Source organism: Bacillus sp. FJAT-42376 (genome assembly GCF_003816055.1).
Classification (GTDB): Bacteria; Bacillota; Bacilli; order Bacillales; family Bacillaceae; genus Metabacillus_B.
Genome location: NZ_CP033906.1, coordinates 139,744 through 166,524, shown reverse-complemented (window position 1 = coordinate 166,524; position 26,781 = coordinate 139,744). Strand labels below are relative to the sequence as shown.

At 44.3% G+C, this 26,781-nt stretch carries 23 protein-coding genes; 15 read left to right on the top strand and 8 right to left on the bottom strand.

Features of this window, described 5'->3' with window-relative positions; all coding sequences use genetic code 11:
* The first annotated feature begins 210 nt into the window (after positions 1 to 210).
* The 4 genes from CEF21_RS00820 (at position 211) to CEF21_RS21760 (ending at position 2,915) form a co-directional block, all read left to right on the top strand.
* On the top strand, positions 211 to 1,056 hold the full coding sequence (locus CEF21_RS00820) for a YitT family protein (RefSeq protein ID WP_123912982.1): 846 nt from the start codon (positions 211 to 213) through the stop codon (positions 1,054 to 1,056).
* Positions 1,057 to 1,146: 90 nt separating this feature from the next.
* Positions 1,147 to 1,833 carry a GntR family transcriptional regulator gene (locus CEF21_RS00815; RefSeq protein WP_164462058.1) on the top strand — a complete coding sequence of 229 codons (687 nt, stop codon included), beginning with the start codon at positions 1,147 to 1,149 and terminating at the stop codon, positions 1,831 to 1,833.
* Between the two features lie 219 nt (positions 1,834 to 2,052).
* On the top strand, positions 2,053 to 2,418 hold the full coding sequence (locus CEF21_RS21765; protein WP_346773361.1) for a helix-turn-helix transcriptional regulator: 366 nt from the start codon (positions 2,053 to 2,055) through the stop codon (positions 2,416 to 2,418).
* 14 nt (positions 2,419 to 2,432) lie between these two features.
* Entirely contained in the window at positions 2,433 to 2,915 is a 483-nt protein-coding gene (locus tag CEF21_RS21760; RefSeq protein ID WP_346773360.1) for a GyrI-like domain-containing protein, read from the top strand.
* Positions 2,916 to 3,097: 182 nt separating this feature from the next.
* Here CEF21_RS21760 and CEF21_RS00805 read toward each other — a convergent pair whose 3' ends face one another.
* Positions 3,098 to 3,715, bottom strand: coding sequence for an NAD(P)-dependent oxidoreductase (locus tag CEF21_RS00805; RefSeq protein ID WP_123912980.1), 618 nt, complete (start codon positions 3,713 to 3,715; stop codon positions 3,098 to 3,100).
* 131 nt (positions 3,716 to 3,846) lie between these two features.
* Here CEF21_RS00805 and CEF21_RS00800 point away from each other — a divergent pair, with 131 nt between their 5' ends.
* The gene (locus CEF21_RS00800; RefSeq protein WP_123912979.1) at positions 3,847 to 4,830 is read left to right on the top strand and encodes a DUF3231 family protein; all 984 of its coding nucleotides are present in this window, start codon (positions 3,847 to 3,849) and stop codon (positions 4,828 to 4,830) included.
* Between the two features lie 311 nt (positions 4,831 to 5,141).
* Here the strand turns inward: CEF21_RS00800 and CEF21_RS00795 are convergent, their stop codons facing one another.
* Positions 5,142 to 5,651, bottom strand: coding sequence for a hypothetical protein (locus CEF21_RS00795; RefSeq protein ID WP_123912978.1), 510 nt, complete (start codon positions 5,649 to 5,651; stop codon positions 5,142 to 5,144).
* Between the two features lie 362 nt (positions 5,652 to 6,013).
* Here CEF21_RS00795 and CEF21_RS00790 point away from each other — a divergent pair, with 362 nt between their 5' ends.
* The 5 genes from CEF21_RS00790 to CEF21_RS00770 all read left to right on the top strand — a co-directional run bounded on the left by CEF21_RS00790 (position 6,014) and on the right by CEF21_RS00770 (position 10,595).
* Positions 6,014 to 7,183: an ABC transporter substrate-binding protein gene (locus CEF21_RS00790; RefSeq protein WP_123912977.1), complete on the top strand. Its 1,170-nt coding sequence runs from the start codon at positions 6,014 to 6,016 to the stop codon at positions 7,181 to 7,183.
* An 89-nt stretch (positions 7,184 to 7,272) separates the two neighbouring features.
* Entirely contained in the window at positions 7,273 to 8,151 is an 879-nt protein-coding gene (locus CEF21_RS00785) for a branched-chain amino acid ABC transporter permease (protein WP_123912976.1), read from the top strand.
* A gap of 8 nt (positions 8,152 to 8,159) precedes the next feature.
* Positions 8,160 to 9,134 carry a branched-chain amino acid ABC transporter permease gene (locus CEF21_RS00780; RefSeq protein WP_123912975.1) on the top strand — a complete coding sequence of 325 codons (975 nt, stop codon included), beginning with the start codon at positions 8,160 to 8,162 and terminating at the stop codon, positions 9,132 to 9,134.
* Positions 9,109 to 9,888, top strand: a complete 780-nt coding sequence (locus CEF21_RS00775) for an ABC transporter ATP-binding protein (RefSeq protein ID WP_123912974.1) — start codon at positions 9,109 to 9,111, stop codon at positions 9,886 to 9,888. Before CEF21_RS00780 ends, CEF21_RS00775 begins: the two co-directional genes overlap by 26 nt.
* Positions 9,888 to 10,595: an ABC transporter ATP-binding protein gene (locus tag CEF21_RS00770; RefSeq protein WP_123912973.1), complete on the top strand. Its 708-nt coding sequence runs from the start codon at positions 9,888 to 9,890 to the stop codon at positions 10,593 to 10,595. The genes CEF21_RS00775 and CEF21_RS00770 overlap by 1 nt, the downstream gene beginning before the upstream one ends.
* A gap of 252 nt (positions 10,596 to 10,847) precedes the next feature.
* Here the strand turns inward: CEF21_RS00770 and CEF21_RS00765 are convergent, their stop codons facing one another.
* Together CEF21_RS00765 and CEF21_RS00760 are read right to left on the bottom strand one after the other, a co-directional pair.
* Positions 10,848 to 12,389: a solute symporter family protein gene (locus CEF21_RS00765; RefSeq protein WP_123912972.1), complete on the bottom strand. Its 1,542-nt coding sequence runs from the start codon at positions 12,387 to 12,389 to the stop codon at positions 10,848 to 10,850.
* Between the two features lie 10 nt (positions 12,390 to 12,399).
* Positions 12,400 to 12,738, bottom strand: a complete 339-nt coding sequence (locus CEF21_RS00760) for a DUF485 domain-containing protein (protein WP_241156817.1) — start codon at positions 12,736 to 12,738, stop codon at positions 12,400 to 12,402.
* Between the two features lie 315 nt (positions 12,739 to 13,053).
* On the opposite strand from CEF21_RS00760, the gene CEF21_RS00755 reads away from it, so the two are divergent.
* On the top strand, positions 13,054 to 14,178 hold the full coding sequence (locus CEF21_RS00755) for an endonuclease (protein WP_206427812.1): 1,125 nt from the start codon (positions 13,054 to 13,056) through the stop codon (positions 14,176 to 14,178).
* 404 nt (positions 14,179 to 14,582) lie between these two features.
* Here the strand turns inward: CEF21_RS00755 and CEF21_RS00745 are convergent, their stop codons facing one another.
* Complete coding sequence (locus tag CEF21_RS00745; RefSeq protein ID WP_123912970.1) at positions 14,583 to 15,437, bottom strand: TetR/AcrR family transcriptional regulator; 855 nt, start codon at positions 15,435 to 15,437, stop codon at positions 14,583 to 14,585.
* A 128-nt stretch (positions 15,438 to 15,565) separates the two neighbouring features.
* On the opposite strand from CEF21_RS00745, the gene CEF21_RS00740 reads away from it, so the two are divergent.
* On the top strand, positions 15,566 to 18,772 hold the full coding sequence (locus tag CEF21_RS00740; protein WP_123912969.1) for an efflux RND transporter permease subunit: 3,207 nt from the start codon (positions 15,566 to 15,568) through the stop codon (positions 18,770 to 18,772).
* Positions 18,773 to 19,201: 429 nt separating this feature from the next.
* Positions 19,202 to 20,209, top strand: a complete 1,008-nt coding sequence (locus tag CEF21_RS00735; protein ID WP_123912968.1) for a DUF3231 family protein — start codon at positions 19,202 to 19,204, stop codon at positions 20,207 to 20,209.
* 73 nt (positions 20,210 to 20,282) lie between these two features.
* Here CEF21_RS00735 and CEF21_RS00730 read toward each other — a convergent pair whose 3' ends face one another.
* The 3 genes from CEF21_RS00730 to CEF21_RS00720 form a co-directional block, all read right to left on the bottom strand.
* Positions 20,283 to 21,077, bottom strand: coding sequence for an endonuclease/exonuclease/phosphatase family protein (locus tag CEF21_RS00730; RefSeq protein ID WP_123912967.1), 795 nt, complete (start codon positions 21,075 to 21,077; stop codon positions 20,283 to 20,285).
* Between the two features lies 1 nt (position 21,078).
* Complete coding sequence (locus CEF21_RS00725; RefSeq protein ID WP_123912966.1) at positions 21,079 to 22,716, bottom strand: PTS transporter subunit IIBC; 1,638 nt, start codon at positions 22,714 to 22,716, stop codon at positions 21,079 to 21,081.
* Between the two features lie 594 nt (positions 22,717 to 23,310).
* Positions 23,311 to 23,553, bottom strand: a complete 243-nt coding sequence (locus tag CEF21_RS00720) for a hypothetical protein (protein ID WP_241156740.1) — start codon at positions 23,551 to 23,553, stop codon at positions 23,311 to 23,313.
* A gap of 304 nt (positions 23,554 to 23,857) precedes the next feature.
* Here CEF21_RS00720 and qoxA point away from each other — a divergent pair, with 304 nt between their 5' ends.
* Positions 23,858 to 24,811, top strand: coding sequence for a cytochrome aa3 quinol oxidase subunit II (gene qoxA, locus CEF21_RS00715; protein ID WP_123912964.1), 954 nt, complete (start codon positions 23,858 to 23,860; stop codon positions 24,809 to 24,811).
* Between the two features lie 16 nt (positions 24,812 to 24,827).
* A complete protein-coding gene (qoxB, locus tag CEF21_RS00710) occupies positions 24,828 to 26,780 on the top strand; it encodes a cytochrome aa3 quinol oxidase subunit I (protein WP_123912963.1) in 1,953 nt (650 codons plus the stop codon).
* The last annotated feature ends 1 nt before the right edge of the window (position 26,781 follow it).

Genomic DNA, 26,781 nt, shown 5'->3' with positions numbered 1-26,781 from the left:
CATTTATTGTCATAGGGACATAGGCTCCATTTTCTCTTCATTCCAATCGCTGGAAGGCAGGTATATTCCTATTTTCTTGTTTCAAATAATCAAATTCAAATGTAAGGGCTTAACATTCGATTAATCATTTACATCCCGTTCGCGGGTCGTTATAATCTGGATTGTTGAACAATTTTGAACGACAATATTTTCTGAAAAGGAGGTCTCCGAATGAGTCCAAAAATGCTGTCATTTTTGAAAATAAATCTCGGATTGATCCTGGTCGCAACAAACATTCACTTTTTCCTTTCCCCAAATAGAATTGCTGCTGGAGGAACGGGAGGATTATCCATTGTCATTCAGCACTTCCTGCCGCTGCCGGTCGGTCAAATCATGCTCATGCTTGACGGAATCCTGTTTATCGTCGGATTTCTTACGATTGGGTCTGCATTCGGAGCCATCTCTCTCTACTCAAGCATTACACTCAGTTTGATTGTATGGGGGTTCAGCATCTTTTTCCCAATGGAAAAGCCTATGAGTGATGATGCCTTAATCGAGCTGATAATTGGGATGATTATTGGTGCAGTGGGAAGTGCCCTTGTATTCAGCCAGCATGCATCTACAGGGGGAACGGATATTGTTGCGAGAATCATTAATAAATTTACTCATATGGAAATGGGCAGGGCCGTATTGCTTGCCGATATTCTCATTGTCCTATCGTCCGCACTGGTATTTGGCATTCAAACGGGAATGTATGCCTTATTGGGTCTTCTTATAAAAGGATTCCTGATTGATTACGCAATGCAGCTGATGAACGAAAATAAAGAAGTGGTCATCATCAGCGGAGAAAGTCACAAAATTAAGCAGTATATCCTGCTGGAACTGAATAAAGGCGCTACGGTGCATACGGCGAAAGGGGCTTTTTCAAATGATGAAAAGGAAGTTATCACGACCATCCTGGCAAGGAGAGACTTTCACCGCCTGAAAATGTACATTCAATCTGTAGACAAGGACGCTTTTGTGACCATTCATAATATGAACGAAATCATGGGAAGGAATTTTAAGACTTTTGCTTAATTTCCGAGCCTCTGCTCTTTTTCACGCACTTGTTTTCGTTTATGATAAAGAGAAGAAACGGGAAATGTGCGGAAATGAAGGGTGAGCGATTTGAAGGGAAAACAGACGACAGAGCAGCGCGTCTATATTCATTTGAAAGAGGCGCTGCTTGCCAGAAAAATTGCTCCGGGAACCCAGCTTGTGGAGCAAACCATTTCGGAAACGCTGAAGGTAAGCCGTACCCCCATCAGGCAGGCTTTCAAACGGCTTGAAACAGAAGGACTCATTGAAATTATTCCAAACAAAGGCTCTTATGTTGTTCACCCGTCAAAGGAAGAGATTCTTTCCTTTTTCGATATGAGAAAAGAATTTGAACATATGGCGGTTAAATACGGACTCAGGCATATTAGGGATGAGGATATTAAAAAGCTCAACAGCCTGCTGGCAAAAGAGCAGGAGACTTACAAAAACAAAGATTTGAACGGATACGTGAATTTAAATAAGGAATTCCACTTATACCTGGCGAGAAAAAGCGAAAATAAGTTCCTGATCCGCTATATGGAACAGCTGCTCAATCAAAACAATGTGTACCTTTTTCTGTTTGATGTATTTTATCAGGTGGAAACCGAGCATAACGCAAGGGCTGCCGAGCATGAAAAAATGGTGAAGGCAATGGAAGAAAAGAATGCGGATGAGCTTCATGAATTAATTGACCAGCATATGAAGCGGAGCATAAACGATTTGCGCCTGCAGGATGAAGGTTTTCAATCTTTAGCCGAAATATTATCTGGAGAATAAGGATCAGCATGAGTTGCTGGTCTTTTTTGATTAGGCCATATTCATTTTGCTCTGGATGGAGGGGATCCGGGCTGCAGCGGAAATGAGCAGAGTGATTTCTAAGAAGGAAAATCTCTTTTTCATGAAGAAGCATGAGAAGAACTGGTGATAAAAGAGCAAGAACGGACAGGAAGGGAAATTCTCCGGCAGGTACAGTAGATAGAGAAGAGGAGGTGCGGGGTGGAAGCTTTAATCCGCATGAATGACAGTATCCGTTATATGGAGGAAAGATTGAGCTCAGGGTTCAGCGTAGAGGAAGCGGCTTCAATCGCCTGTATGTCAAAATTTCATTTTCAAAGGATGTTTTTGATGGTTACAGGGGTTACTCCGGGTGAGTATATGCGAAATAGAAGGCTGACCCTCGCTGCACAGGAAGTGGTGAACACATCGGCTAAGGTCATCGATATTGCCCTGAAATATGGCTATGAGACACCTGAATCTTTCTCTAAAGCATTCCGGAGAGCTCACGGTATGAGCCCGACCGAAGCCCGGAAATCGGGCCGTTTGCTAAAGGCTTATCCCCGGCTTCTTTTCACATTCAGCTGAAGGGAGAAAAAGAAATGAATTATCGGATTGTGAACAAAGAAAGCTTTAAAGTGATTGGAAAGTCGATTAAAACTTCGACAGCCAATGGGCACCAGCAGAAAACCATCAGTGAGTTTTGGGAGGAGTCCAATCGGCCGAATGGGTTAAGCGAAAGGCTTGCACCAAATCTCGGTCCGATGGGCTTCCTCGGGCTGTGCCTTGATATCAATCAGGACAAAGAAGAAATGGTTTATATGATTGCTGCAGAGCAGACGGGGACTTCAGAAGATAAGGAACTGGAGGAGCGGATCATTCCTGCCCAGACATGGGCTGTATTTGAATCCGCCGGACCCATGCCGAATGCGATTCAGGATGTTTGGGGAAGGGTTTACTCAGAGTGGTTTCCATCAACGGGGTATGAACACGCAGCGGGTCCTGAAATGGAAGTCTATCCGGCAGGGGACCCGTATCATTTGGATTACCGGTGTGAAGTGTGGGTGCCAATCATAAAAAAATAAGCTGGTTTATGCTGCTCCAATGTTGGGAAATGTATAGATAATGAGGAGGGATCCAAGTGGGAAAATTTATTAGAAAAGTGATGAAATGGGCCCCCATTATCTACCCGATTGCAAAAAAAATGATGAATAGCCGAAAAAGAAGCACTCGCTAGAGGCTTCTTTTTTTGTTCCATGTGAAACAATCAGTAAGCAAGACCAACTGATTTCCGGATAAACGTGTGGTTCTGGATGGATGATAGGATGAAGTGTGCCACATCTGCCCTGCTGATTTTTTGACCGTTTTCAGGGACACTCTCAAGTGAGGTGCGGTATACACCGGTTAACGGTTCATCCATCAGCCGCATTGGCCTGGCGATTGTCCATTCCATTCCCGATTCTTTCATTAGCTCTGCTGCCTTCCGGTGATCATCGAGAACGTTGCGCAGAAAGAAAGCAGCCATTTTTCCGCGCAATCCAGGGATCTCCCGGTCAATTCCAGCACTGGCTACATACCCGAGTCTCTGAATGCCGGACTCTTTCATAGCTTCCAGGATATTTGATGTCATGTCAGAAAGAGCAGTCGTCTTGTTTAGACCATCTGCTCCAAGGCAGGAAATGACTGCATCACTGCCTTTGACGGCCTGGTTTACAGCCGAGCGGTCAAGAGCATTGCCGTGAATCATTTCAATAGCCGGTTCGGTTTTGAAAGGAAATTTGGATGGGGTTCTCACAAAAGCCTTTATTAGGTGGCCTTGATCGGCTGCCTGTTTCACTAGTTCAATTCCCGTGCCTCCGCTTGCTCCGAATACAGTGATGTTCATTTCCATTCCTCCCTCATCTTTTAAAGAATTTTAAACAAACAGCTCTGGAAAATCCAGAACCAACGCTTTTTAACTGAATAGAAAACCTCCTGTTGCACATAGTAAGGAAAAATCGGCCGGGGGTCATTCATTTGGTTCAGCACAATATTAACCTAACCACTCCTGAAATATCTGCTTTATGGACCGCTTATATGCAGGAGACGGCGTCCTCCTGTTTTTTGAAACATTTTCTCCTTCACATGGAGGATGAAGAAATCAGACCAGTCGTTCAGGAAGCCTTTGACGTGTCTGTATCATCCATTGCCCGCCTGAAAACAATATTTGAGGAAGAAAATTATCCGGTCCCCTATGGTTTTGGAGAGGCTGATTTGGATGAAAAGGCTCCTCCGCTGTTTACGGACCTCTATGCTCTAAGTTATGTGTACCGTGTCAGCCAGCTTGGGATGATGGGATATACGTATTCTTTTATAACGGTTGCCAGAAAAGATTTACTCGATTTTTTCACTCTCTCAAAGGATAGGGCGTCGCAAGTTTACCGGAAAGCAGTTGATCTTATGCTCTCCAAAGGAATTTATGACCGTCCGCCTAAAATTCCTTATCCGGACCAGGCGGATTTCGTCCAAAAAGACTCTTTCCTCAATGGCTGGCTGAAGGAAAGACCGCTCAATGCCTTTGAATTGGGAGAAGCCTTTTTCATTATAGAGAGGAATTATATCGGAATGATCCATCTCCTGGGGCTTATCCAAACGTGCAGAGACCATGATGTCAGGCAGTTTTTTATAAAAGGTCAGAAGCTTGCCCAGAAACAGATTGACACATTTAATGACCTGCTCAAGAAAGAAGGGCACCTGGGAACGCTTCCCGTGTCTATGGAGGTGACGGCTTCTTCCGTCAGCCCGTTTTCGGATAAATTGAATATGTTTATGATTACGACTTCCACTACAACCGCGATATGGCTGCTCGGCAGGTCACTGTCTGCTGCGATGAGACGGGATGTGGGGGCTCATTATATGCTTCTGATGAAAGACATTTTGCTTTATGTAGAAGAAGGCGCAAAGCTCATGATGGAGCGGGGATGGCTTGAGCAGCCTCCTCAGGCTCAAAGAAAAATATAAAGTGGAGCTGCTGATAGAAAATGCAAATATTTACAAGAAAGAGGCTTGGAACAAAAGGTTTCCGGCTAATAAAAAAACCGAACGATTATTTGAAACTCTGATATAGAGCTTCGTAATCGTTCGGTTTTACTGTTTTTCATGCTTTTTTCAAAGGTTATGTTAAAGCATATGGTTGTTTTTGAACACCTATTGATTGGAGCGAACGACTGCAGCGGAAATCAAAAGCAAAGTTTAACAGTGCTTTTTCAAAAGAAATGTTCGGCTTTTAGGACAACAATTTTAGTTATGTCCCGGCCCCTTTTCATATCCATTTAATCCTTCAGTTCTTTGGATAATCCGTCATCCTCGCTGTATGTGATACCAGTTATTTTTCCTTCTTTGTTGAAATTGACACTGCCTGAAACTTCGGCGGACTTTTGATTGCTTCCCTTTTTGCCATATAAGACGAGCGCTTTAAAATCATAGATGTCGTCTTTGGAATCAATTCTTTTAACATTGACAGCATCCACCTTTAATTGCTGTCCTTTAACATGTGCCATGAGAAGATAATTATAAGCATATGCAGAGACAAAGCTGTTGTACATTTCTTCAGTAAAATATGACTTGTAGCGTTTTTCATAATACTGTTCAAGTTTTGGGATGTTATCCAAGCCATTGATGAATTCTGAATCGGGTCCTGTCAACTGAGAGTGCAAGACCTGTTTTATAGCGGTGATATTTGGGTCCTGGTTTGAATTCTGAGGGACATTCTTCACGGACAAGGAGCAGCCAGCAGTTACTAAAAGAACGAATAACAGCAGGGAACTGATCTTTCTTTGCATTTTATCCACCTCCATCCATCATTTACGAATGAAATGCTAAAAAGTTCCAATTCTCCTTTCGTGTATTTTATTAAATTTTTTTAATGCTAAGAACCGCCTTTTCTCCCTATGTTTTTCCAGTACGACAGGTCAGATTTATGAATGAAAGGCGATAATGCGAGCAGAACAGTCATTTCTTCCTAAAAATAATGTCACATAATGTAGAAATAAAATAGAAGAAAGGCATCCAAACCTACTAGACGGAATAGATTCTATTATGTAAAATATTTTCAGAATATTAATTTTATTGTAATTATTCGAAAAAATGACAGAGGGGACAATGAATCTCGCAATCTATTCAAGTAAACGGGGGGCATGGGCGAATGAGAAAGAAAAAATTAACCGGAATTGTTCTATCTTTATCTTTATTATCAGGGATTATGGCAGGATGCGGAGCACAAACAGGCGGTACTGCAAGCGATAAAATTAAAATTGGTGCGAATCTGGAGCTTTCAGGCGGAGTTGCGTCATATGGACAATCTGTTTCTGAAGGTTTGGAATTAGCTTTAGAAGAAATCAATAAAGAAGGGATTGACGGAAAGAAACTGGAGCTTGTGAAAGTCGATAATAAATCAGAAGCGGCTGAAGCAACTTCCGGAGCACTAAAACTCGTCAGCCAGGATAAAGTGGCGGCTGTAGTGGGGGCAGCTACCAGCACAAACACGCTTGCACAAGTAGAAATTCTCGCGAAAAACAAAGTGCCTCTTATTACCCCGACAGGAACGAACCCTGCGATTACGAATAAAGACGACAAAGTGAATGAGTTTGCCTTCAGAACGTGCTTTATCGATCCTTTCCAGGGAACCGTTGCGGCGAACTTCGCTTCAGGTGAATTGAAGGCGAAAACAGCAGCGGTATACATCGACTCCGCCAGTGACTATTCTAAAGGACTGGCGGCTGCATTTAAAGAAGCCTTTACGAAAGCTGGCGGAAAAGTGGTTATTGAGGAAGCATATATTGCCAAAGATACGGATTTCCGGGCGACCTTAACAAGAATCAAATCGGCGAAGCCGGACTTCGTTTTCCTTCCTGGCTATTACGAGGAAGTGGGTCTGATCATCAAGCAGGGCCGGGAGCTTGGAATTGATGTTCCGTTTATGGGCGGAGACGGCTGGGATTCTCCAAAGCTTGCCGAAATTGCAGGAGGGGATGCTTTGAATAACACGTTTATTACAAATCATTACTCTTCAGGGGATCCGGATGAAAAAATTCAAAAATTCGTAAAAGCATTTAAAGGCAAGTATAAAGACAAATCTCCTGACGCATTTGCGGCATTAGGATATGATACGGCTTATTATCTTGCAGATGCCATCAAGCGCGCAGGCAGCGGTGATCCTGTCAAAATTCAAAAGGCTTTAGCTGAAACAAAAGATCTGGCTCTCGTTTCAGGAAACCTGACGCTGGATAAAAATCATGATCCGGTTAAATCAGCAGCCATTCTCGAATATAAAGACGGGCAGCAGCAATTTAAGACTAAAGTAGAGCCTGAATAAGCATATAAAGCTTGGAATCGGGGGCTTTCCCCCTTTTCCTTTTTCGCATTTTTCCATAAAAATAACTGGCACAATAAGGAGAGTTAGCGATGGAATTGATCCAGCAGCTGATTAACGGCATATCGCTCGGCAGTATCTATGCTTTGATCGCTTTAGGCTATACGATGGTTTACGGGATTGTAAAACTAATCAACTTCGCTCATGGCGATGTTTTTATGGTGGGTGCTTTTGTCGGCTTTTATTCCATTACGGTGCTGAAGCTCCCCTTTTTTCCTGCCCTCATTCTGGCTATGACCGTTTGTGCTTTATTCGGAATGATGATTGAGAGAATTGCCTATAAGCCGCTCAGGAATGCAACGAGAATTGCAGCTCTCATTACGGCAATCGGAGTCTCCCTGTTTATTGAGTACGGGATGATTTACGTTCGCGGAGCACAGCCGGAAGCATACCCCGGTACTGTTCTGCCAAAAGAAACGATCAATTTTTTTGGATTAAATATTAGCTCGCAGTCATTATTTATATTAGGGATTTCTGTTCTGCTGATGATCTTACTGCAATTCATCGTCCACCGCACTAAAATCGGGAAAGCGATGCGTGCAGTCTCTCACGATGCCGAGGCAGCTAAGCTGATGGGGATTAATGTGGATAATACCATATCCGCGACCTTTGCCATTGGGTCCGCTCTTGCAGGAGCAGCAGGCGTTATTTTTGGTGTGTATTACATAAAAATTGAGCCGTTAATGGGGATTATTCCCGGACTTAAAGCATTTGTTGCGGCTGTGCTTGGCGGGATCGGCATCATTCCCGGTGCGATGGTTGGCGGACTTGTCCTTGGAGTCATTGAATCACTTGTCAGTGCGCTCGGGTTTTCATTATGGCGTGATGGAGTGGCCTTTATTGTCCTGATTTTAATTCTCATTTTCCGTCCATCCGGACTGTTCGGGAAAAATATGAGAGAGAAAGTGTAGGAGGAGCCATGGCTAAACAAAATAAAAGACTTGGTTTTTGGCTCTCAATCGGAGCCGCAATAGCGGGTTTTATTCTGTTTCAGGTCCTTATTTCCGGGGGAATATTAAATCCCTTTTACGTAAACGCAATTTTTACCATCGCCATTAATATTATTCTGGCAGTGAGTCTGCATTTAATCATCGGAATAACAGGCCAGTTTTCAATCGGGCATGCGGGTTTCCTGGCGGTAGGAGCCTATGCTTCGGCTATTTTCACAATGAATCTTCAGCTTCCATTTGGACTCGCCCTGCTCGCAGGAGGATTAGCAGCGGCTGTGGCGGGCCTGATTATCGGAATTCCATCCCTCAGGCTGAAAGGGGATTACCTGGCCATTGCGACACTCGGATTTGGGGAAATCGTCCGAATCATGCTTTTAAACTTGGATTACGTTGGCGGAGCAAGCGGAATGCAGGTGTCTAATCTGACAACATGGCCATGGATTTTCGGCTGCCTCCTTCTCACCATTATCGTCATCCGCAACTTTACAAACTCAACTCACGGAAGAGCATGCATATCCATCAGGGAAGATGAAACGGCTGCAGATGCAATGGGGATTAATACGACCTACTACAAGGTGATGGCTTTTGTCATTGGGTCATTTTTTGCCGGGATAGCTGGCGGTCTCTTTGCGCATAACTTTTATATTATTCAGCCGTCCAACTTTGGATTTCTTAAATCATTCGATATCCTGATTTTTGTTGTCCTGGGTGGACTCGGAAGCATGTCGGGAGCTGTCATAGCGGCAATTCTCCTAACCATTGTTTCGACCTTCCTTCAGGATTATCCGGAGACACGGATGATCATTTACAGCCTTGTCCTGATCGTTATGATGCTGTACCGTCCGCAGGGAATACTCGGAACGAAAGAAATTACATCCTTCTTCAAAAAGCAGAAACCTGCACAAGGAGGCCAGACAGATGAAAAACAAAACACCCCTGCTTAAGGTAGATGACGTCAGTATCCAATTCGGAGGCTTAAAGGCTGTCTCCGGGGTCAATATGGAACTTTTTGAAGGGGAACTTGCCGGCTTAATCGGGCCGAATGGTGCGGGGAAAACGACATTTTTCAACCTGCTTACAGGGGTATATGTTCCGACAGAAGGCTCCATCTCTTTAAATGGAACAGTACTTAAAAACCTGGCACCGTATAAAATTACGAAAAAAGGAATCAGCCGTACCTTTCAGAATATCCGGCTTTTCGGGGAGCTTTCGGTCATAGATAATGTAAAAGTGGCCTATCACTCTTTGTCAAAGCACACCATCGCCGAATCGATTTTCAGGTTGCCGCGCCACTTCAGAGGAGAGAAGGATATGGAGGAAAAAGCGCTTGAGTTCCTGAAAATATTTAAACTGGATACGTACCGGGATGAAAAAGCCAAAAACCTGCCATACGGGCAGCAGCGGCGTCTTGAAATTGCAAGAGCGCTGGCAGCAAATCCGAAACTGCTGCTTCTCGATGAGCCTGCTGCAGGGATGAACCCTCAGGAAACAAAAGATTTGATGGAACTGATCCGGTTCATCCGGACAAAGTTTAATCTGACGGTTCTCCTGATTGAACATGACATGCCTCTTGTGATGGGAGTATGCGAGCGGATTTATGTGCTCGATCACGGCCAGATGATTGCATCAGGCAGCCCGGAAGAAGTCCGGAACAATCCAAAAGTCATCGAAGCTTATCTTGGCGAGGAGGTTTCATAATGCTGAAGGTAGAAGGAATCAATGTGTATTATGGACATATACAGGCACTCAAAGAGGTTTCTCTGGAAATCCGCCAAGGTGAAATTGTTACACTGATCGGCGCAAACGGTGCCGGAAAAAGCACACTTCTTAAAACGATATCCGGCCTGCTAAAACCCAAAAAAGGTACGGTGACATTCGAAGGGAAAAATATAAACGGCAAGGCTGCACAAATCATCGTGAAGCAGGGAATCTCCCACGTTCCGGAAGGGCGCCGGATTTTCGCAAATATGTCGGTGGAAGAGAACTTGGAGCTTGGAGCTTACCTCCGGAAAGATAAAAAGGGAATTAAGGATGACTTTGACATGGTCTATGATTTATTCCCCCGTCTTCAGGAACGGATTAAGCAGCAGGCTGGCACTCTTTCAGGAGGGGAGCAGCAAATGCTTGCCATGGGCCGCGCCCTCATGGCAAGGCCGAGGCTTCTCCTTCTGGATGAGCCATCCATGGGGCTTGCACCCCTCCTCGTCAAAACCATCTTCCGGATTATTGAGGAAATAAATAAGGGGGGGACCACCATTCTGCTCGTAGAACAGAATGCCAACATGGCCCTGTCTGTCGCCAATATGGCCTATGTACTGGAAACCGGCCGCGTCGTGATTTCAGGCCATCCTGACGAGCTGAATGCAAGTGAACAGGTGAAAATGGCTTATCTTGGAGGGCATTAGATCCTTAAGTGAAAAGATAACATATAGCTAACGAAAAAGCTGCCATTAAAAGGGGGAAGTCCCTCTTTGCGGCAGCTTTTTTAATAGCGGAGGTGTGCGGTGCCAGTCCCATCATCCTTCACCGCAGCGGGGGACAGAGGCCAGAGTGCGGGAATCCATATAGATCAAGGATTTACGGACCAGGACCGGAGCTTTAGTACGGTAAAATACTGCGGGGCAGGCACCGCACAAAAAGCTCCTTCAACCTGCAGTCTAATTATAATTCCCCTTAATCCCCGTATTCGCCCGCACGACAATTTCATCGAACTTGCTCTCAGATTCTTTCTTCTTTGAAAGAACGGTCCCGAGAAATGCACCCAGGAAGCCTAATGGAATGGAGATAATTCCCGGATTGGTTAAGGAGATTAACGGCGTTCCCGTAAAAATGGCGGCTCCCGCTTCCGGAGACCATAAATTCGGGCTGACGGCTACGAGAAACAGAGAACTCAAAAGTCCGGTAAGCATTCCGCTAATGGCACCGGCGGTATTAAAACGCTTCCAGAAGATGGTCAGCAGAATAATTGGAAGGTTTGCACTTGCGGCGACAGCAAAGGCGAGAGCCACAAGGAAAGCCACATTCATTTTCTGGGCAAATAATGCAAGAATAATAGACAGAATGGCGACGCCTACTGAGGCCCATCTTGCGGCCACAACCTGCTCTTTTTCCGTTGCCTTTCCTTTTCTCATGATATGACTGTAAAAATCATGTGCGAAAGCAGAGGCTGCGGATAGAACAAGTCCTGCGACTACCGCGAGAATGGTGGCAAAGGCGACGGCAGATACAAAGGCAAACAGAAAGTCGCCACCCAAGACTTTTGCAAGCAGCGGAGCGGCCATATTTCCGGCGGCATTAGCTTCAACGATCGTGTCATATCCTACAAAAGCAGCTGCTCCAAATCCCAGGAAAATGGTCATGACATAAAAGATTCCGATAATCCATGTTGCGTACACGACCGATTTTCTTGCAGTAATGGCATCCTTCACGGTAAAGAAGCGAATTAAAATATGCGGGAGGCCGGCCGTACCCAAAACGAGTGCAAGATTTAAAGATATCGTATCAAGGGGGTTTGTGAACTTGTTGCCCGGATTGAGAAACGCTTCCCCTAATGGAGTAGCCGAGCGCATTTCCTCAAACATCTTCATCACATTAAAATCAAACTTTGCAAAAACGATAACAGATATGATAAAGGTTCCCATCATAAGCAGAAGTGCTTTTACAATCTGCACCCAGCTTGTCGCGGTCATCCCTCCGAACACAACATAAATGGTCATCAAAGTGCCTACAATTAGTACAGACCATATGTAATCGATCCCTAACAGGAGCTTGATCAATGCTCCGGCTCCTACAAGCTGAGCAATCATATAGAAAATAGAGATGGAAATCGTATTTAATGCAGCAACGCCCCGAATTTTTTTATGATTAAAGCGTGCGGCGATCATATCTGCCATTGTGTACTTGCCCAGGTTCCTTAACGGCTCCGCTACAATATATAAGACGACAAGGTACGCTACCAGGAAACCGATACTGTAGAAGAATCCGTCAAAACCTGAAAGCGCTACCATTCCGGCGATACCCAAAAAAGAGGCCGCAGACATATAATCTCCTGCGATGGCAAGGCCATTTTGCCATCCGGTCAGCGAGCCATCTGCTGTATAAAAATCACTCGTTGTTTTCGTTCGTTTTGAAGCTGCATAGGTAATTACCAATGTTAAAACAACAATCGCTAAAAAGAGTGAAAAGGCTAATAGATTCATCGAATCCTCCTTATTGTTTAGCTTCCATTCTGATTTCTTCTACAATCTCGTCATATGAAGCTGCTTTTTTTGAATAAAGGGAACATAAAACCCACGTCATGACAAATTGGGCAAAAGCGAAGACCCACGCCCAGCTGATGGAGCCGAAAGCCGGGTTATTCAAAACTTTTGTGTAGGCGGTGAGGATAGGGAGGGTGAAATAAAAAGCGAGAAAAAATAAGGATAAGGGCAGAATGAATTTTTTCTTTTGAGCAATCAGATTACGGAAGGCGGGTGATTCGGCAATGGCTGTATAGTCAATCCTGGCCCCCTTCTTCCTTTCTGCAAGTTCTTGAGTCTCTTCCTTAATATCCAACACAATTCCCCCTTTAAAATCAGGTAACATCTTCTCTATTATAATTAATTCAGAAAAATATGTAAATTCTGTCTTTTCATCATATTCCTTCCCGCTTCGACATACAGGACTTTGGAATTGGATGGATTGCGACTAAAGAAACTTGTGTCCATTAGCCAAAAAAAGAAATAATAGGAATGAAACAACTAAAAAAAGAGAAAAACTTTGGTGACAGGATAAAGGGAAACTATCATTTCAGGAGGAACAAACGTGAAAAAAAGCGTAAGGCCAATGATCTCTTTGTCTTTTGTTTTGATCTTTATCCTTTCAATGCTGGTACCGGCTGAAGCCGTTACCGGAACCGGTGCTTGGACAAGTCCCTATTCTGTTTCACAGGGAATCGGCAATCAAAGCGGATCTTCCAAAACGGTACAGGGATACATAGTGGGGCAGCCTACCGCAGCTTCCACTGTCATAACCGGCAATTATCCGAATGATTATGCACTGGCTCTTGCAGATTCACCGAATGAAACCAACCCGGCCAATATGATTTATGTACAGCTTTCAACCTCCTACCGCAGCACGTTCGGACTTCAGTCGAATCCTTCGCTAAAAGGACAGCAGATTAAAGTAACCGGACTTTTATCGGCTTATTTTTCCCATGCAGGAGTAAAAAGTCCTGTTCAGATGGAGAAAGTAACCGGGACAGTCCCTCCGGATGAGGGGGGCGGATCTGACGGCGGCGGAACAGCCACTCCATCTCCATATGACGGGACGTACTACAATACGGCTATTGGGAAAACAGGAGCTTCTTTAAAATCTGCCTTGCACAATATCATTGATGACCATACCGAGATTTCTTATGACGCCGTATGGGATGCATTGCGTCATACAGATGAAGACCCGCTGAACTCAAATAATGTCATTCTTCTTTATACAGGCCGTTCACAGAGCAAACTGACAAACGGCGGTAATGTGAACGACTGGAACCGTGAACACGTATGGGCAAAATCACATGGCGATTTTGGTACCGCGATGGGACCGGGAACCGACCTTCATCATCTTCGTCCGACAGACGTTTCCGTAAACAGCTCAAGAGGAAATCTGGATTTTGATAATGGCGGAACACAGCATTCAGAAGCTCTTGGAAACTATTTCGACAGCGATTCGTGGGAGCCCCGCGATGAAGTAAAAGGCGATGTTGCGCGCATGATTTTTTACATGGCTGTCCGTTATGAAGGCGATAGCGGCGAACCCGATCTTGAGATGAATGAGAGTGTGAACAATGGACCTGCTCCTTACATGGGCAAAAAATCCGTTCTCCTCCAGTGGCATCAGCAGGATCCTGTAAGCGGCTGGGAACGCAAGCGGAACGATGTTATTTACAATGATTATCAGCATAACCGCAATCCATTCATCGATCATCCTGAATGGGCGGCACAGGTGTTTAATTAATAAATGGCTCTGTTAAAGCATGTTAACAGAGATAATGAATAAAAAGAGAGGCTGAGACAAAAGGTTTCCGGCTAATAAAAAACCGAATGATTATTTGAATCTCTCGTATAGAGGTTCGTAATCGTTCGGTTTTATTGATTTTCATCCTTTCTTCAAAAGCGCTGTTAAACTTGGCTGTTGATTGCAGCTAGCAGTCGCTCGCTTATCCTTGGGCGGGCGGTGAGCCTCCTCCTGGCTTCGCCACTGCGGCGTCTCACCTGTCCTGCTGCTCTCAGCTCGGAGTCTCACGCCTTCCGCTCCAATCAACAGGTGTTAAGTATCAACAACGTGCTTTAACAAAGCCTTTTTAAAAGAAATATTCGGCTTAAGGACAACAATTTTAGTTATGTCCCAGCTCTTTTGTCTTATAAAATATAGGTTCTAAGCAGGTCTGCAAACTCCCGGAATGATTCGTCTTTCTCTAAATTTGCAAGCATTCCTTTAACAACGGGCTTTCTAAGCTGACTGCTCTGCAATTCTTCCTCCAAAACGTCGAGGGTAATGAGGATGTCCTCATCATCATGAGCCAGTTTTCTCGTTTCCTGAAGTTCCTCAATCATATGCTCAACGGAACCGATTTTTGCCGTGCGGACCGATTTCCACATCTGCTTCATGGATTGCTCTGAAATAATCGGCTCAAGCCTGCTGCCCTTAAATCCTTCAACAAGGTGGTCCATCCGTTCCAGGAGAAAAGCGGGCAAGTGATTCCGGTCAAAAGAAACCACATCAAAAATAATAAGCTCCAGATAGGAACGCAGCATGCCTTTTGCCAGAATAATCAGGTCTCCAAGGAAAGGGCGGATTCCTTCTCCGTAAATACGAATCAAATTCTTTTCATACAGCAAATATCCTTCCCATTCCTTTTGACGGAAAAAGTTTTCGATTTCTTTATTAAAAGGGACCGTTTGTTCCCGCAGATGGGTAATAATAAATTCACGGTGTTTTGAAATTTCTTCAAAAGTAAGCGATACCCATTGTAAAAATGTCTCCCGCGGCGGCAGGTTCTTTTGCTCAATGGCAGATGCCCGTTCATCGAATTGCGAGTGATGATATTTAAGGATAGAAAGGAGCAAAGCTTCCTTTGATTGAAAATGCAGATAAAAAGCGCCTTTGGAAATCCCGCTTGCTGATGCGATATCCTGGATGGAGGCTGCGCGGAATCCTTTCTCTGCAAATAGTTTATTGGCTGCTTCCATAATAATGAGTTCTTTATGTTTCATTCAAGTCGCTCCCCGAATCTATGACCATTTGTTCAATCGTTCACACCTTGTACATTGACTATGACCAGGTGGTCAGTTATATTGTAAGAGGTTATGACCAATCAGTCAATTTACATAGGAGGACAGCAATGAATCGAATAATCGGTTTTTCCTTAAAAAATAAGTTTGCCGTATGGCTGCTGACGATTATTGTTACAGCAGCAGGTTTGTATTCCGGGCTGAACATGAAGCTCGAAACCATCCCCAACATTAATACTCCGCTTTTAACCATTACCTCCGTCTATCCGGGAGCGACGCCTCAGCAAGTAGCTGACAAGCTGTCTGAACCGATGGAAAAAAAGCTTCAGAATTTAAATGGAGTCAGCTCGGTTAGCTCCTCCTCTTTTCAAAATGTCTCATCCCTGCAAGTGGAATACGGGTATGAAAAGAACATGGATGAAGCAAAACGGGAAGCTGAAGAGGCGCTGAGCTCGCTGGAACTGCCGGATGGAGCGGAAGAACCGGAAGTATCCCGGCTTAGCCTGAATGCCTTTCCTGTCATCGTCCTAAGTGCATCAAGCGATAAAGAATCCCTTGAAAATTTGACGAAAAAAGCAGAAGAAGACCTGCTTCCCTCATTTGAAGGGCTGGACGGAGTCGGTTCTGTCCAGCTGACAGGCCAGCAGGTGGAAGAAGGCCAGCTTGTTTTCAAAAAGTCTAAGCTTGAACAGTACGGTCTTGATGAAGAGACGGTACAAAATATGATTAAAGGCTCGGATGTTACTTCTCCTTTAGGTCTTTACACGTTCGGAAATACGGAAAAATCAGTAGTAGTTGATGGAAATGTGTCCACCATTGAGGACCTGAAAAACATTGACATTCCAGTTGTCCCTAATGGAGCTGGGCAGCCGTCTGTACAGCAAAGTGCACCGCAGCAGGGAAGCGCTCAGGCTCCGCCGCAGCAGGGTGCTTCACAAAACCCGGGGCAGCCTCAGCAAGCGGGTACTCAAACTGCACCGCAGCAAGGCATGAGCCAGGCCCCTCCCGCACAGGACGCAAAATTGCCAACGGTAAAGCTTGGGGAAATTGCGGACGTGAAAATAGTCGGGAAAGCGGAATCGATATCAAGAACGAATGGCAAAGAATCGATCGGATTCCAAGTGATCAAATCGGATGATGCGAACACGGTTGATGTCGTGAATGCAGTTGAGAAACAAGTGGAAAAACTGGAGAAAGACTATCCGGGCGTTCATTTCACGTCTACTTTTGACCAGGGCGAGCCGATTGAAGAATCGGTTAATACGATGCTCAGCAAAGCTTTATTCGGAGCAGGCTTTGCCGTATTGATCATCTTATTGTTCTTGCGCAATATAAGGACAACGATTATTTCAGTCATCTCCATCCCTCTATCTTTGCTCATTGCCATCTTGATCTTAAATCAAATGGATATCACGCTGAATATCATGACACTTGGTGCGATGACCGTAGCTATAGGACGGGTAGTCGACGATTCCATTGTTGTCATTGAAAATATCTTCAGAAGAATGGCTTTGAAAAATGAGCCGCTAAAAGGGAAAGAGCTGATCAAATCAGCCACAAAGGAAATGTTCGTGCCGATCATGTCATCCACAATCGTGACCATTGCGGTTTTCCTGCCGCTTGGTCTCGTCAAAGGGATGATTGGGGAGCTGTTCCTTCCTTTCGCCCTGACCATTGTATTCTCGCTTCTTGCCTCGCTGTTAGTCGCGATTACAATTGTTCCGATGATGGCTCATTCCTTCTTTAAAAAAGGGTTAAGCGAAAAGCATCATAAAGAAGAAAAGCCAGGAAAGTTATCAGGCTTTTACCGGAATGTACTGAACTGGTCTCTGAACCATAAATGGATCACATCCGGAATTGCCGTACTGCTGCTTGTGGGAAGCCTGGCGCTTGTCCCGCTGATCGGAGTCAGCTTCCTCCCGGATGAAGAACAGAAAATGGTCATGGCGACCTACAATCCGGAACCGGGCCAAACGAGGGAAGAATCGGAAAAGATTGCTCTTGATGCAGAGAAATTCTTTAATGAAAGAAAAGGGGCAGAAACCATCCAGTACTCCCTTGGGGGAGAAAATCCAATGAACCCGGGGGCACAGAATCAGGCGCTCTTCTTCGTCCAGTACAATGATGATTATGAAAACTTTGAAAAGGAAAAAGAAAAAGTCATTGAAGAACTTCAAAAAAGAACTTCCAAAGGAGAATGGGCGTCTCAAAGCTTCTCCTCAAGCGGAAGCAGCAACTCGCTGGAAGTGTTCGTCAATGGTGACAGCATCGATGACATCAAGCCGGTTGTAGCAGATGTTGAGAAAATCATGAAGGACAATCGCGATCTTGAAAACGTCGAAAGCGGATTGTCGAAAACATATGATGAATACACGCTCGCTGCCAATCAGAAAAAGCTGAGTGAGCTTGGCCTTACTGCCGGCCAAATCGGAATGGAGCTTAGCCGGGAAACACAGCGTCCTGTTGTCACAACCATCAAAAAGGATGGAAAAGACATCAATGTCTATCTTCAGGCTGAAGAAGAAAAGCTTTCAGGTATTGAGGATTTAACGGATAAGAAAATCATGTCTTCATTAGGCCGGGAAGTGGCCATTAAAGATGTCGTGCAAGTAAAAGAGGGATCCACCTCTGATACCATTACCCGCCGTGACGGGAAAATCAGTGTCTCTGTATTAGGTAACATTAAAGCAGATAACGTCGGGAAAGTATCTGCAGCCGTACAGGAAAAAATCAATGACGTAAAAGAGCCCGCCGGAGTAAGCCTGTCAATGGGCGGAGTAAGCGAAGATATTCAGGAATCCTTCTCCCAGCTCGGTCTTGCCATGCTCGCAGCTATCGCGATTGTCTATCTGATTCTCGTCATTACGTTTGGCGGCGGGCTTGCACCTTTTGCCATCCTGTTCTCTTTGCCGTTCACCATCATCGGTGCTCTCGCAGGATTGTACATTGCGGGTGAAACCATCAGTATATCTTCCATGATTGGAGCTTTAATGCTGATCGGGATTGTTGTAACCAATGCGATTGTTCTGATTGACCGCGTCATCCATAAAGAAAATGAAGGGATTCCAACCCGTGAAGCGATCCTCGAGGCCGGCACAACCCGTCTGAGACCAATTCTTATGACGGCAATCGCTACGATTGGTGCTCTGGCGCCCCTTGCGCTCGGTCTTGAAGGAAGCGGATTGATCTCAAAAGGCCTTGGAATCACGGTAATCGGCGGTTTGACCAGTTCCACGCTTTTAACCTTGCTCATCGTTCCGATTGTGTATGAGGTCTTGAGTAAGTTCCGTAAAAGAAAGCAAATAGAGATGGAATAAAAAAGACCGGTTTTATACTGCACCCCAAAAGTGAAAACTTAACTTTTGGGGTGTTTTCATTTCTTAGAAACGGTATTTGTATTGAATAACCTCCCTGACATTTCCCGATAATATAAAAAAGGTGATGAAATAGGGTGCATCTTGTTTTGCAGCTGAGGTTGTGCTTGCATAATATTCGGATAGCAAGAAACCAAAAGCATTCAATTTAAAAAGTTGGCTATTTTAAAGGATGTTGTTGATTTTTCACACCTGTTGATTGGAGCGGAAGGCGTGAGACTCCTGCGGGAGCAGCGGGACAGGTGAGACCCCACAGTGGCGAAGCCAGGAGGAGGCTCACCGCCCGCCCCGCGGAAAGCGAACGACTTCAGCGGAAATCAACAGCCAAAATTAACAGAGCTAAAAAGTTAAAAACAGAATTGGGGTGTGGTCATGTCCAGCGAAGGCAGGATTGTTAGTCTTTCATCGGGTGAGATTGGATCCTTATGGTCTGCATACATAGGAGAAACCTTGCTTTTATGTGTAATGAATAGCTTTGTTCATTATGTACAAGACGCCCAGGTGCGGAAGCTTCTGGAGATGAATCTGGATAAAACGGAAAATCGGGTTCAGGCATTCCGGGATTTGTTCAAGAGAGAGGGGATGAAAACCCCGCAAGGATTTGGTGAGCAGGATGTATTTTTAAATTCTCCCAGAATGTTCTCGGACAAATTTTATATGTTCTACTTAAAAGAAATGAGCCGAACTTCTATTATTCAGTATAATAACGGGTTATTTGCCTCACACCGCAGAGATATCAGGGAATTTATGGCTGAAAACAGCAGGGAGTATACAGAGGTATTTCACGCTGCCATAGAGCTTCTTCTTGAAAAAGGGATCGTCATCCGTACCCCGAGCATCCCTGTGCCGAAGGAAGTTCATTTTATTGAGGATAAAAAATTCTTAGGGAAATTCAAAGGCAATAGCCGTTCCGTAACGGCACAGGAAATCCGGGAGATTTATATCAATCTTGATGCGAACATGCTTGGGAAATCTTTGATGATTGCTTTTAGCCAATCCGCTAAATCGAAGGAGCTTAAAGAATATTTGATCCGCGGGAGGAAAATGTCACACAAGCATATCGATCTGTTTATGAATAAATTAACCGACGAAGATCTTCCTTCCCCGCAGCTATGGGATCCGGAGGTTAGTGAATCAACCATCGCCCCTTTTTCTGATAAGCTCATGTTTTATCATACAGGTCTTGCGACAGGGATTGGTGTCTCGAATTATGGCACGGCTCTTTCACAAGTGGCAAGAAAGGATCTGTCTATTTTATTCAGCAGCCTGACCCTGGAAATTCTTGATTTTTCTTATGATGGAGTGAAGATGAGCATTAAAAACGGATGGCTTGAGCAGCCTCCGCTAGCAGCAAACCGCGATAAGCTTGCAGGAAAATAAAAAAACTGACCTGATGGACGAACGTCCAAATGAGGTCAGTTTTTTTATTGTATCTGTTGATTGGGCTTAGGTTTTACTTTAGGACAGCTTCAATCTCCACCCCGAAATGATCTGAAACGACAGCCTTATTTTCCCCATTAAAGATGACAGCCGAATGCCGAACCTTCAAGGGCTGATTGGTCAGTATCAAATCAATCCGGAGGGGATCTTCATTTTCCTCCCAGCCGGCGATTTTCCCTGGTACGGTAATGCCGCGGTCCTTTTCCTCAGCCAGCTCATACGTATCAAGCAGGCCCTGGCTCATCAAGTAATCAAAGCCTTCACCGCGGATGTGGGCATTGTTGTTGAAGTCACCCATCAGGAAGAAGCGCTGCTCCTGATGAACTTGACGGAGAAGAGATACGGCCTGTTCTTTAAAGGGCTCCTCTGCATCGTCCCACCAGCCGAGGTGACAGGAGTAGAAGGAGATGAGCTCTCCATCTGCTTCTGCGGTGACTCCTACGATTCTTCTCGTTTTCCAGTAGCCAGGATCCGTGCTGTTTGTAATAAGGAAGGAATGGGTTTCTTTAATCGGGTACTTTGAAAGCAAAGCCGATCCTTCTTCATATTTCTCATAGCCGATATGGGACTGTCCCCAGTGAAGTTCGTAGCCTTCAACCCCGATTTTTTTCAGTTCATCGAGAAGAACAACGGCATAGTTGTCTCTCTTAATCAGTCCGTATGCCGTTTCTTCTTTTATCGATTGATTGACTTCCTGAAGTGCGATGACATCATATTCTTTTTCAGCAATGGTTTTTGCCAGCGTTCTTATCTTTTCCATTTGGTTCTCTTCGATCCAGGCATGGCAGTTAAGAGTCAGCAATTTCATATTAAGCTCCCAGTAAATCCTGAATATCAGACTTGATGACATCAGCTTTTGGTCCGTAAATAGCCTGTACACCTTTGTCTTTGACAATCAGTCCGAGTGCGCCTTGTTCTTTCCACTTCGGTTCGCCGGCTACAAGAGAAGAGTCTTTAACCGTCACGCGAAGACGTGTCATGCAGGCATCTACATCTGTAATATTGGATCTTCCGCCAAGAAGCTCGATGATAGCAGGTGCAAGGGAACCTTCTTGAACAGCTCCGCCTGTTTTTTCACCCTCTTCATTATCAATGTAGTTTCCGTTGCGTCCCGGAGTAGGGAAGTTGAAACGTTTGATCAGGAAGTTGGCAATTCCGAAATTCAGTCCGAAGAATACAAGACATGCTACGATAAAGTTAACGAAATCCAACCACAAACCAGCTTTGAAAATCATTGGTGTACGGGTTAAAAGCTCAATAAATCCGAAAGAGTGAACACGCAGATTAATAATATCGGCCAGTGCGAATGCAAGTCCGGTTGTAATCGCGTACACAACATACAGCAAAGGAGCTGCGAACATGAACATGAATTCAATTGGTTCCGTTACACCGGTAAGGAATACAGCAAGACCGGCAGATAAGAACATGGATTTGTATTTCGTGCGTTTGTCTTTATCAACGTTGCGGTACATAGCAAATGCGATACCGATTAGTGAAGCAGTTGATAGAATCATCTGTCCGACTTTGAAACGGGCAGGATGAACATCGTTCAATAGTTTTTCATATCCAGCCTGATTGCCGGCAGATAGATAGTTGTTCAAGTCAGCAATCCATGCAAGCCATAGAGGATCTTGACCGGAAACAACAGTTCCCGCAGATGAACCAGTCAGAACAGTGTACGTTCCGCCTAGTGCTGTATAGTTCATAGGAACCGTCAGCATATGGTGCAATCCGAAAGGAAGCAGGAGACGCTCAAGGGTTCCGAAGATAAATGGTGCGATAATAGGTGCTGTGTCTTTCGATGAAGCGATCCATTTACCAAAATCATTCAGCAATCCCTGAATGAATGGCCATACAAGAGAAAGAACGATCGCGGTAATAACGGAACCGCCGATTACTGCGAAAGGAACAAAACGTTTTCCATTGAAGAATGCAAGAGCATCAGGCAATTTGCTGTAATTATAGTATTTGTTGAATAGGTTGGCACCGAGGAAACCAGAAATAATTCCCACGAAAACCCCCATGTTTAATGCAGGAGCGCCAAGAATGGTTGTAAAATAGTCTTTTACAAGAATATCTTGTCCAAATAATGATTGGACAGTTGCGGCCGGGTCAGCAACCATGGCAGCGTTTACTCCGAAGATCGCCCCAGTGATGCGGTTAATAAGAACGAAAGCGATGAGTGCTGCAAATGCTCCGCCGGCACGTTCTTTAGCCCAGGAACCACCGATGGCAACTGCGAATAAAATGTGAAGATTCGTGATGATGGCCCAGCCGATATCCTCCATCACTCGTGCAATGGTCATAACCAATGCAACGTCTCCGCCCAGCATCGCTACAAGCTTGCCGAGGGAAATCATAATTCCGGCAGCCGGCATTACAGCAACTACGACCATAAGTGCTTTACCAAACTTTTGCCAGAAATCAAATGTGAATAAATTCTTCATGTCTTGCTCCTCCTCTGTATGGGCTTACATTGATAAGAAATAAAAAATGCATGGGTGTAACCGAATACATTTTACTAATAAAATAAAGAGTGATTGTGCAACTATAAGTGCAACCGTTTGCATTCTGATTATATGAAATATAAATCTATAATGCAATAGTTTCTGGAAAAATATTTTTTGAGGGAATATGTACGCATTATATGGGATATTTTAGCTCATATTCGTGATATGCGACCCAAACACTCTTTTTCTTATTATGGGTAAAATACAGCCTTTTACTAATGCAACCTTAGATTTTTGATTCGAGAATTGTCAAAGTAATTCGCTTTACGGAGGTGGATACATGAAAGACGGTGTAAGAAGGATTACGGGGCGAAATGTGCTGTCTTAGAACGGAGGCCGGATTGGAACAGCCGAATGGCTGAAAGGTAAGCGTGAGCGTAAGATAAAAGACCGGAAGCGGCGAAATCATCTTTAGAGCGTGCGATAAAAGCGCTGACCCGGAATCAGTTTTAAACATGAAAAACTTATTTGCAGCAAGCTCGGAAAAGCCGGCGGACCGTGCTCCATATTCTGCACCCCCGCCGGCTTTTTTTATTTGTTTTTCTTAAATCTTTCCTCAGAGTCCGAATGGCTCTTTGTTTCATGTTTCTTCTTCTCATCCTGCAAATCCTGCTTTAAATCCTCTAAGGGAATGGAATCAACATTTTGCTCACTCTCAAATTGATCATGCAGACTTTCGTTTTCTGTCGGAACTTGCTCTGGATGATCTTTTTTATGTTTTGTGCTTTCTTTCGACAATTTCTCCACCTCCCTGATATAATCTGTGTATTCCACTTCTTTTACCTCCATAAACGTAAGCGGTGTTCATGATGAAAGCGTTTGAAAAATTTTATTTTTCTGATAGTGCTCAAGCGCTGGATAGAGAGAATGGAAGTTCCTTCATATCAATATTTATCCAATTATGTGACCATATTGTGAAAAAATATTGAACAAGATGTGACTTTTGTATGAAAACTGGATGACATTAAAATTTGGAAAGCCATTTTTGTTTGCGGTCTGTTACTATAAGGGTAAAAGTTTAAGTGGATTCACGGCTTATGGACTTTTTTTGTCATTTTTAATAGAAGGATTGGGAAGGATGGTGAACCTTTTGGGTAAATATTTAAAACCCATCATTTTATTTGGAGCTTTAATGTCAGTATTCCTGCTTGGCGGCTGCAGCCAGATGGCCGTTCTCGATCCGAAAGGACCGGTTGCCGCGCAGCAAAGAGATCTGATTATGCTCTCAATCGTATTTATGCTGCTAATCATAGCAGTTGTCTTTGTTTTGTTTGTTCTTATCATTATAAAATATCGCGAACGCCCGACAAACATGGGGTATGAGCCGCCTGAAATGGAAGGCAGCAAGTTCCTGGAGATTGTTTGGACAGTCATTCCGATTATTATCGTTATTGCACTTTCTATTCCAACGGTTCAGGCTATTTACAGCCTTGAAGAGATACCGGAAAGTGAACACGCGGACAAGAAGCCTCTTGTTGTGTATGCTACATCTGTCGACTGGAAGTGGATTTTCAGCTATCCGGAAGAAAACATTGAAACGGTCAATCAGCTTTATATTCCTGAAGACCGTCCGATTGAATTCCGTCTGACATCAGCAGATAATATGGCGTCATTCTGGATTCCTCAGCTTGGCGGACAGAAATATGCCATGTCTGAAATGGAAATGAAGCTTTACCTTCAGGCGGATGAGCCGGGCACGTATGAAGGCCGCAACGCCAACTTTACTGGAGAAGGATTTACGGACCAGCGCTTTAAAGTTTATTCCCAGACAGAACAGGACTTTGCAGCCTGGGTAGAGAAAAGCAAAAGCGCACCGAAGCTTAAAGAGGAACAGTATGAAAAATTGATGTTCCCTGGTCATACAAAACCAATGACGTTCTCTTCTACGCATTTGAAATTTGTGGATCATGCAAAAGATGCAGAGTATGCAGAAAGAGTACGTGAGAAATATGGAGTGACGTATCAAGAGCACTCTTCAAAAGATAAAGAACAAGAGGAAAATGATACTGGGGACGAACTAGGCTCCAAATAAGAAAGGAGGAATTTCAGTGTTTGAATTCATCAAGAACAATTTGATCCTTGACGATCCGCTTATTGTGGGAGCCCAGGTATCCATTGGTCTTACAACAATTGCTATCATTGCCGTTCTTACCTATTTCAAGAAATGGAAATGGCTTTGGACGAACTGGCTGACTTCCGTTGACCATAAAAAGCTCGGCATTATGTATATCATCGCCGCGATTCTTATGCTATTCCGCGGAGGGGTCGATGCACTTCTAATGAGGGCGCAGCTGACAGTGAACAGCTCTCAGTTTTTAAATTCACAGCATTATAACGAAATTTTTACGACACATGGAACGATCATGATCATTTTCATGGCGATGCCGTTCCTTATCGGTTTAATTAACGTGGTGGTTCCGCTTCAAATCGGAGCACGCGACGTTGCCTATCCTTACTTGAACTCATTGAGCTTCTGGACATTTTTCGTAGGAGCGATGCTGTTTAATATTTCATTCGTATTCGGGGGTTCCCCGTCAGCGGGCTGGACAGCTTATATGCCTCTTGCCGGTGTTGACAGTTCACCCGGACCTGGTCAGAACTACTACTTGCTCGGACTTCAGGTAGCAGGTATCGGTACACTGATGACCGGTATTAACTTCATGGTTACAATCTTGAAAATGCGTGCGAAAGGCATGACGTTAATGCGTATGCCTATGTTTACATGGACTGCTTTAATCACTTGCGTAATCATTGTGTTTGCTTTCCCTGTATTGACTGTTGCACTTGCACTTATGTCATTTGACCGTTTGTTCGGATCCCATTTCTTTACGCTTGCAGACGGCGGTATGCCGATGCTTTGGGCGAACCTATTCTGGATTTGGGGACATCCTGAGGTATACATCGTTATCCTGCCGGCATTCGGTATTTTCTCAGAAATTATTGCAACTTTCGCCCGCAAAGCACTATTCGGCTACAAAGCGATGGTGGCAGCGATTGTTGTTATTTCCGGCTTGAGCTTCCTTGTATGGGTGCATCACTTCTTTACAATGGGTTCAAGTGCAGGAGTTAACTCTGTATTCTCGATTACTACAATGGCCATTGCGATCCCGACAGGGGTTAAAATCTTTAACTGGCTGTTTACGCTTTATAAAGGAAGAATTAAATTTACCGTCGCAATGCTTTGGTCTCTTGCTTTCATTCCGACCTTTACAATTGGAGGAGTAACAGGAGTTATGCTTGCGATGGCAGCAGCTGATTATCAGTACCACAATACGTACTTCCTGATTGCCCACTTCCACTACGTATTGATTGCAGGTACAGTTTACGCATGTTTCGCTGGTTTATATTACTGGTATCCAAAAATGTTTGGCCACAAACTGAACGAAAGAATTGGACGCTGGAGCTTCTGGTTCTTTAATATCGGCTTTAACGTATGTTTCTTCCCGATGTTCTTCCTTGGTCTTGATGGTATGCCTCGCCGTGTTAACACGTACGATGCAGCTGACGGTTGGCAGGATCTGAACATTGTTGCTTCCATTGGAGCTCTTGGAATGGCCGTTGGTTTTATGGTTCTTGTTTACAACATTTATTACAGCTACCGTTATGCGGAAAGAGAGCAAACGGGAGATGCATGGGATGGACGTACACTTGAATGGTCAACATCTACAGCAATTCCTCCACACTACAACTTTGCTGTTATCCCTGAAGTAACAGGAATGGACGAGTGGTGGAGAATTAAGCAGCGGAATAAAACGACAGGCAAGCGTGAAGTCGTTGAATATAAACCAATTCATATGCCTAACTACTCCGGCAGACCGTTAATCATGTCTGTATTCTTTGGAATTGCAGGATTCGGTTTGGTCTTCTCACTATGGTGGATGGCGATTCTCGGATTGATCGGTGTATTCGCAACGATGATCCTGCGGTCAATTGAAATTGATGACGGCTACTACGTCAGCGTAGAAGAAATACAAGAAACGGAAAAACGGGCAACCGTTTAAA

Coding starts and splice junctions, on each gene's coding strand:
- CEF21_RS00820 (WP_123912982.1), top strand. CDS start 211: ATGAGTCCAAAAATGCTGTCATTTTTGAAAATAAATCTCGGATTGATC.
- CEF21_RS21760 (WP_346773360.1), top strand. CDS start 2,433: ATGAATTATCGGATTGTGAACAAAGAAAGCTTTAAAGTGATTGGAAAG.
- CEF21_RS00805 (WP_123912980.1), bottom strand. CDS start 3,715: ATGAACATCACTGTATTCGGAGCAAGCGGAGGCACGGGAATTGAACTA.
- CEF21_RS00795 (WP_123912978.1), bottom strand. CDS start 5,651: ATGCAAAGAAAGATCAGTTCCCTGCTGTTATTCGTTCTTTTAGTAACT.
- CEF21_RS00790 (WP_123912977.1), top strand. CDS start 6,014: ATGAGAAAGAAAAAATTAACCGGAATTGTTCTATCTTTATCTTTATTA.
- CEF21_RS00785 (WP_123912976.1), top strand. CDS start 7,273: ATGGAATTGATCCAGCAGCTGATTAACGGCATATCGCTCGGCAGTATC.
- CEF21_RS00780 (WP_123912975.1), top strand. CDS start 8,160: ATGGCTAAACAAAATAAAAGACTTGGTTTTTGGCTCTCAATCGGAGCC.
- CEF21_RS00775 (WP_123912974.1), top strand. CDS start 9,109: ATGAAAAACAAAACACCCCTGCTTAAGGTAGATGACGTCAGTATCCAA.
- CEF21_RS00770 (WP_123912973.1), top strand. CDS start 9,888: ATGCTGAAGGTAGAAGGAATCAATGTGTATTATGGACATATACAGGCA.
- CEF21_RS00765 (WP_123912972.1), bottom strand. CDS start 12,389: ATGAATCTATTAGCCTTTTCACTCTTTTTAGCGATTGTTGTTTTAACA.
- CEF21_RS00755 (WP_206427812.1), top strand. CDS start 13,054: ATGCTGGTACCGGCTGAAGCCGTTACCGGAACCGGTGCTTGGACAAGT.
- CEF21_RS00745 (WP_123912970.1), bottom strand. CDS start 15,437: ATGAAACATAAAGAACTCATTATTATGGAAGCAGCCAATAAACTATTT.
- CEF21_RS00740 (WP_123912969.1), top strand. CDS start 15,566: ATGAATCGAATAATCGGTTTTTCCTTAAAAAATAAGTTTGCCGTATGG.
- CEF21_RS00735 (WP_123912968.1), top strand. CDS start 19,202: ATGTCCAGCGAAGGCAGGATTGTTAGTCTTTCATCGGGTGAGATTGGA.
- CEF21_RS00730 (WP_123912967.1), bottom strand. CDS start 21,077: ATGAAATTGCTGACTCTTAACTGCCATGCCTGGATCGAAGAGAACCAA.
- CEF21_RS00725 (WP_123912966.1), bottom strand. CDS start 22,716: ATGAAGAATTTATTCACATTTGATTTCTGGCAAAAGTTTGGTAAAGCA.
- qoxA (WP_123912964.1), top strand. CDS start 23,858: ATGGTGAACCTTTTGGGTAAATATTTAAAACCCATCATTTTATTTGGA.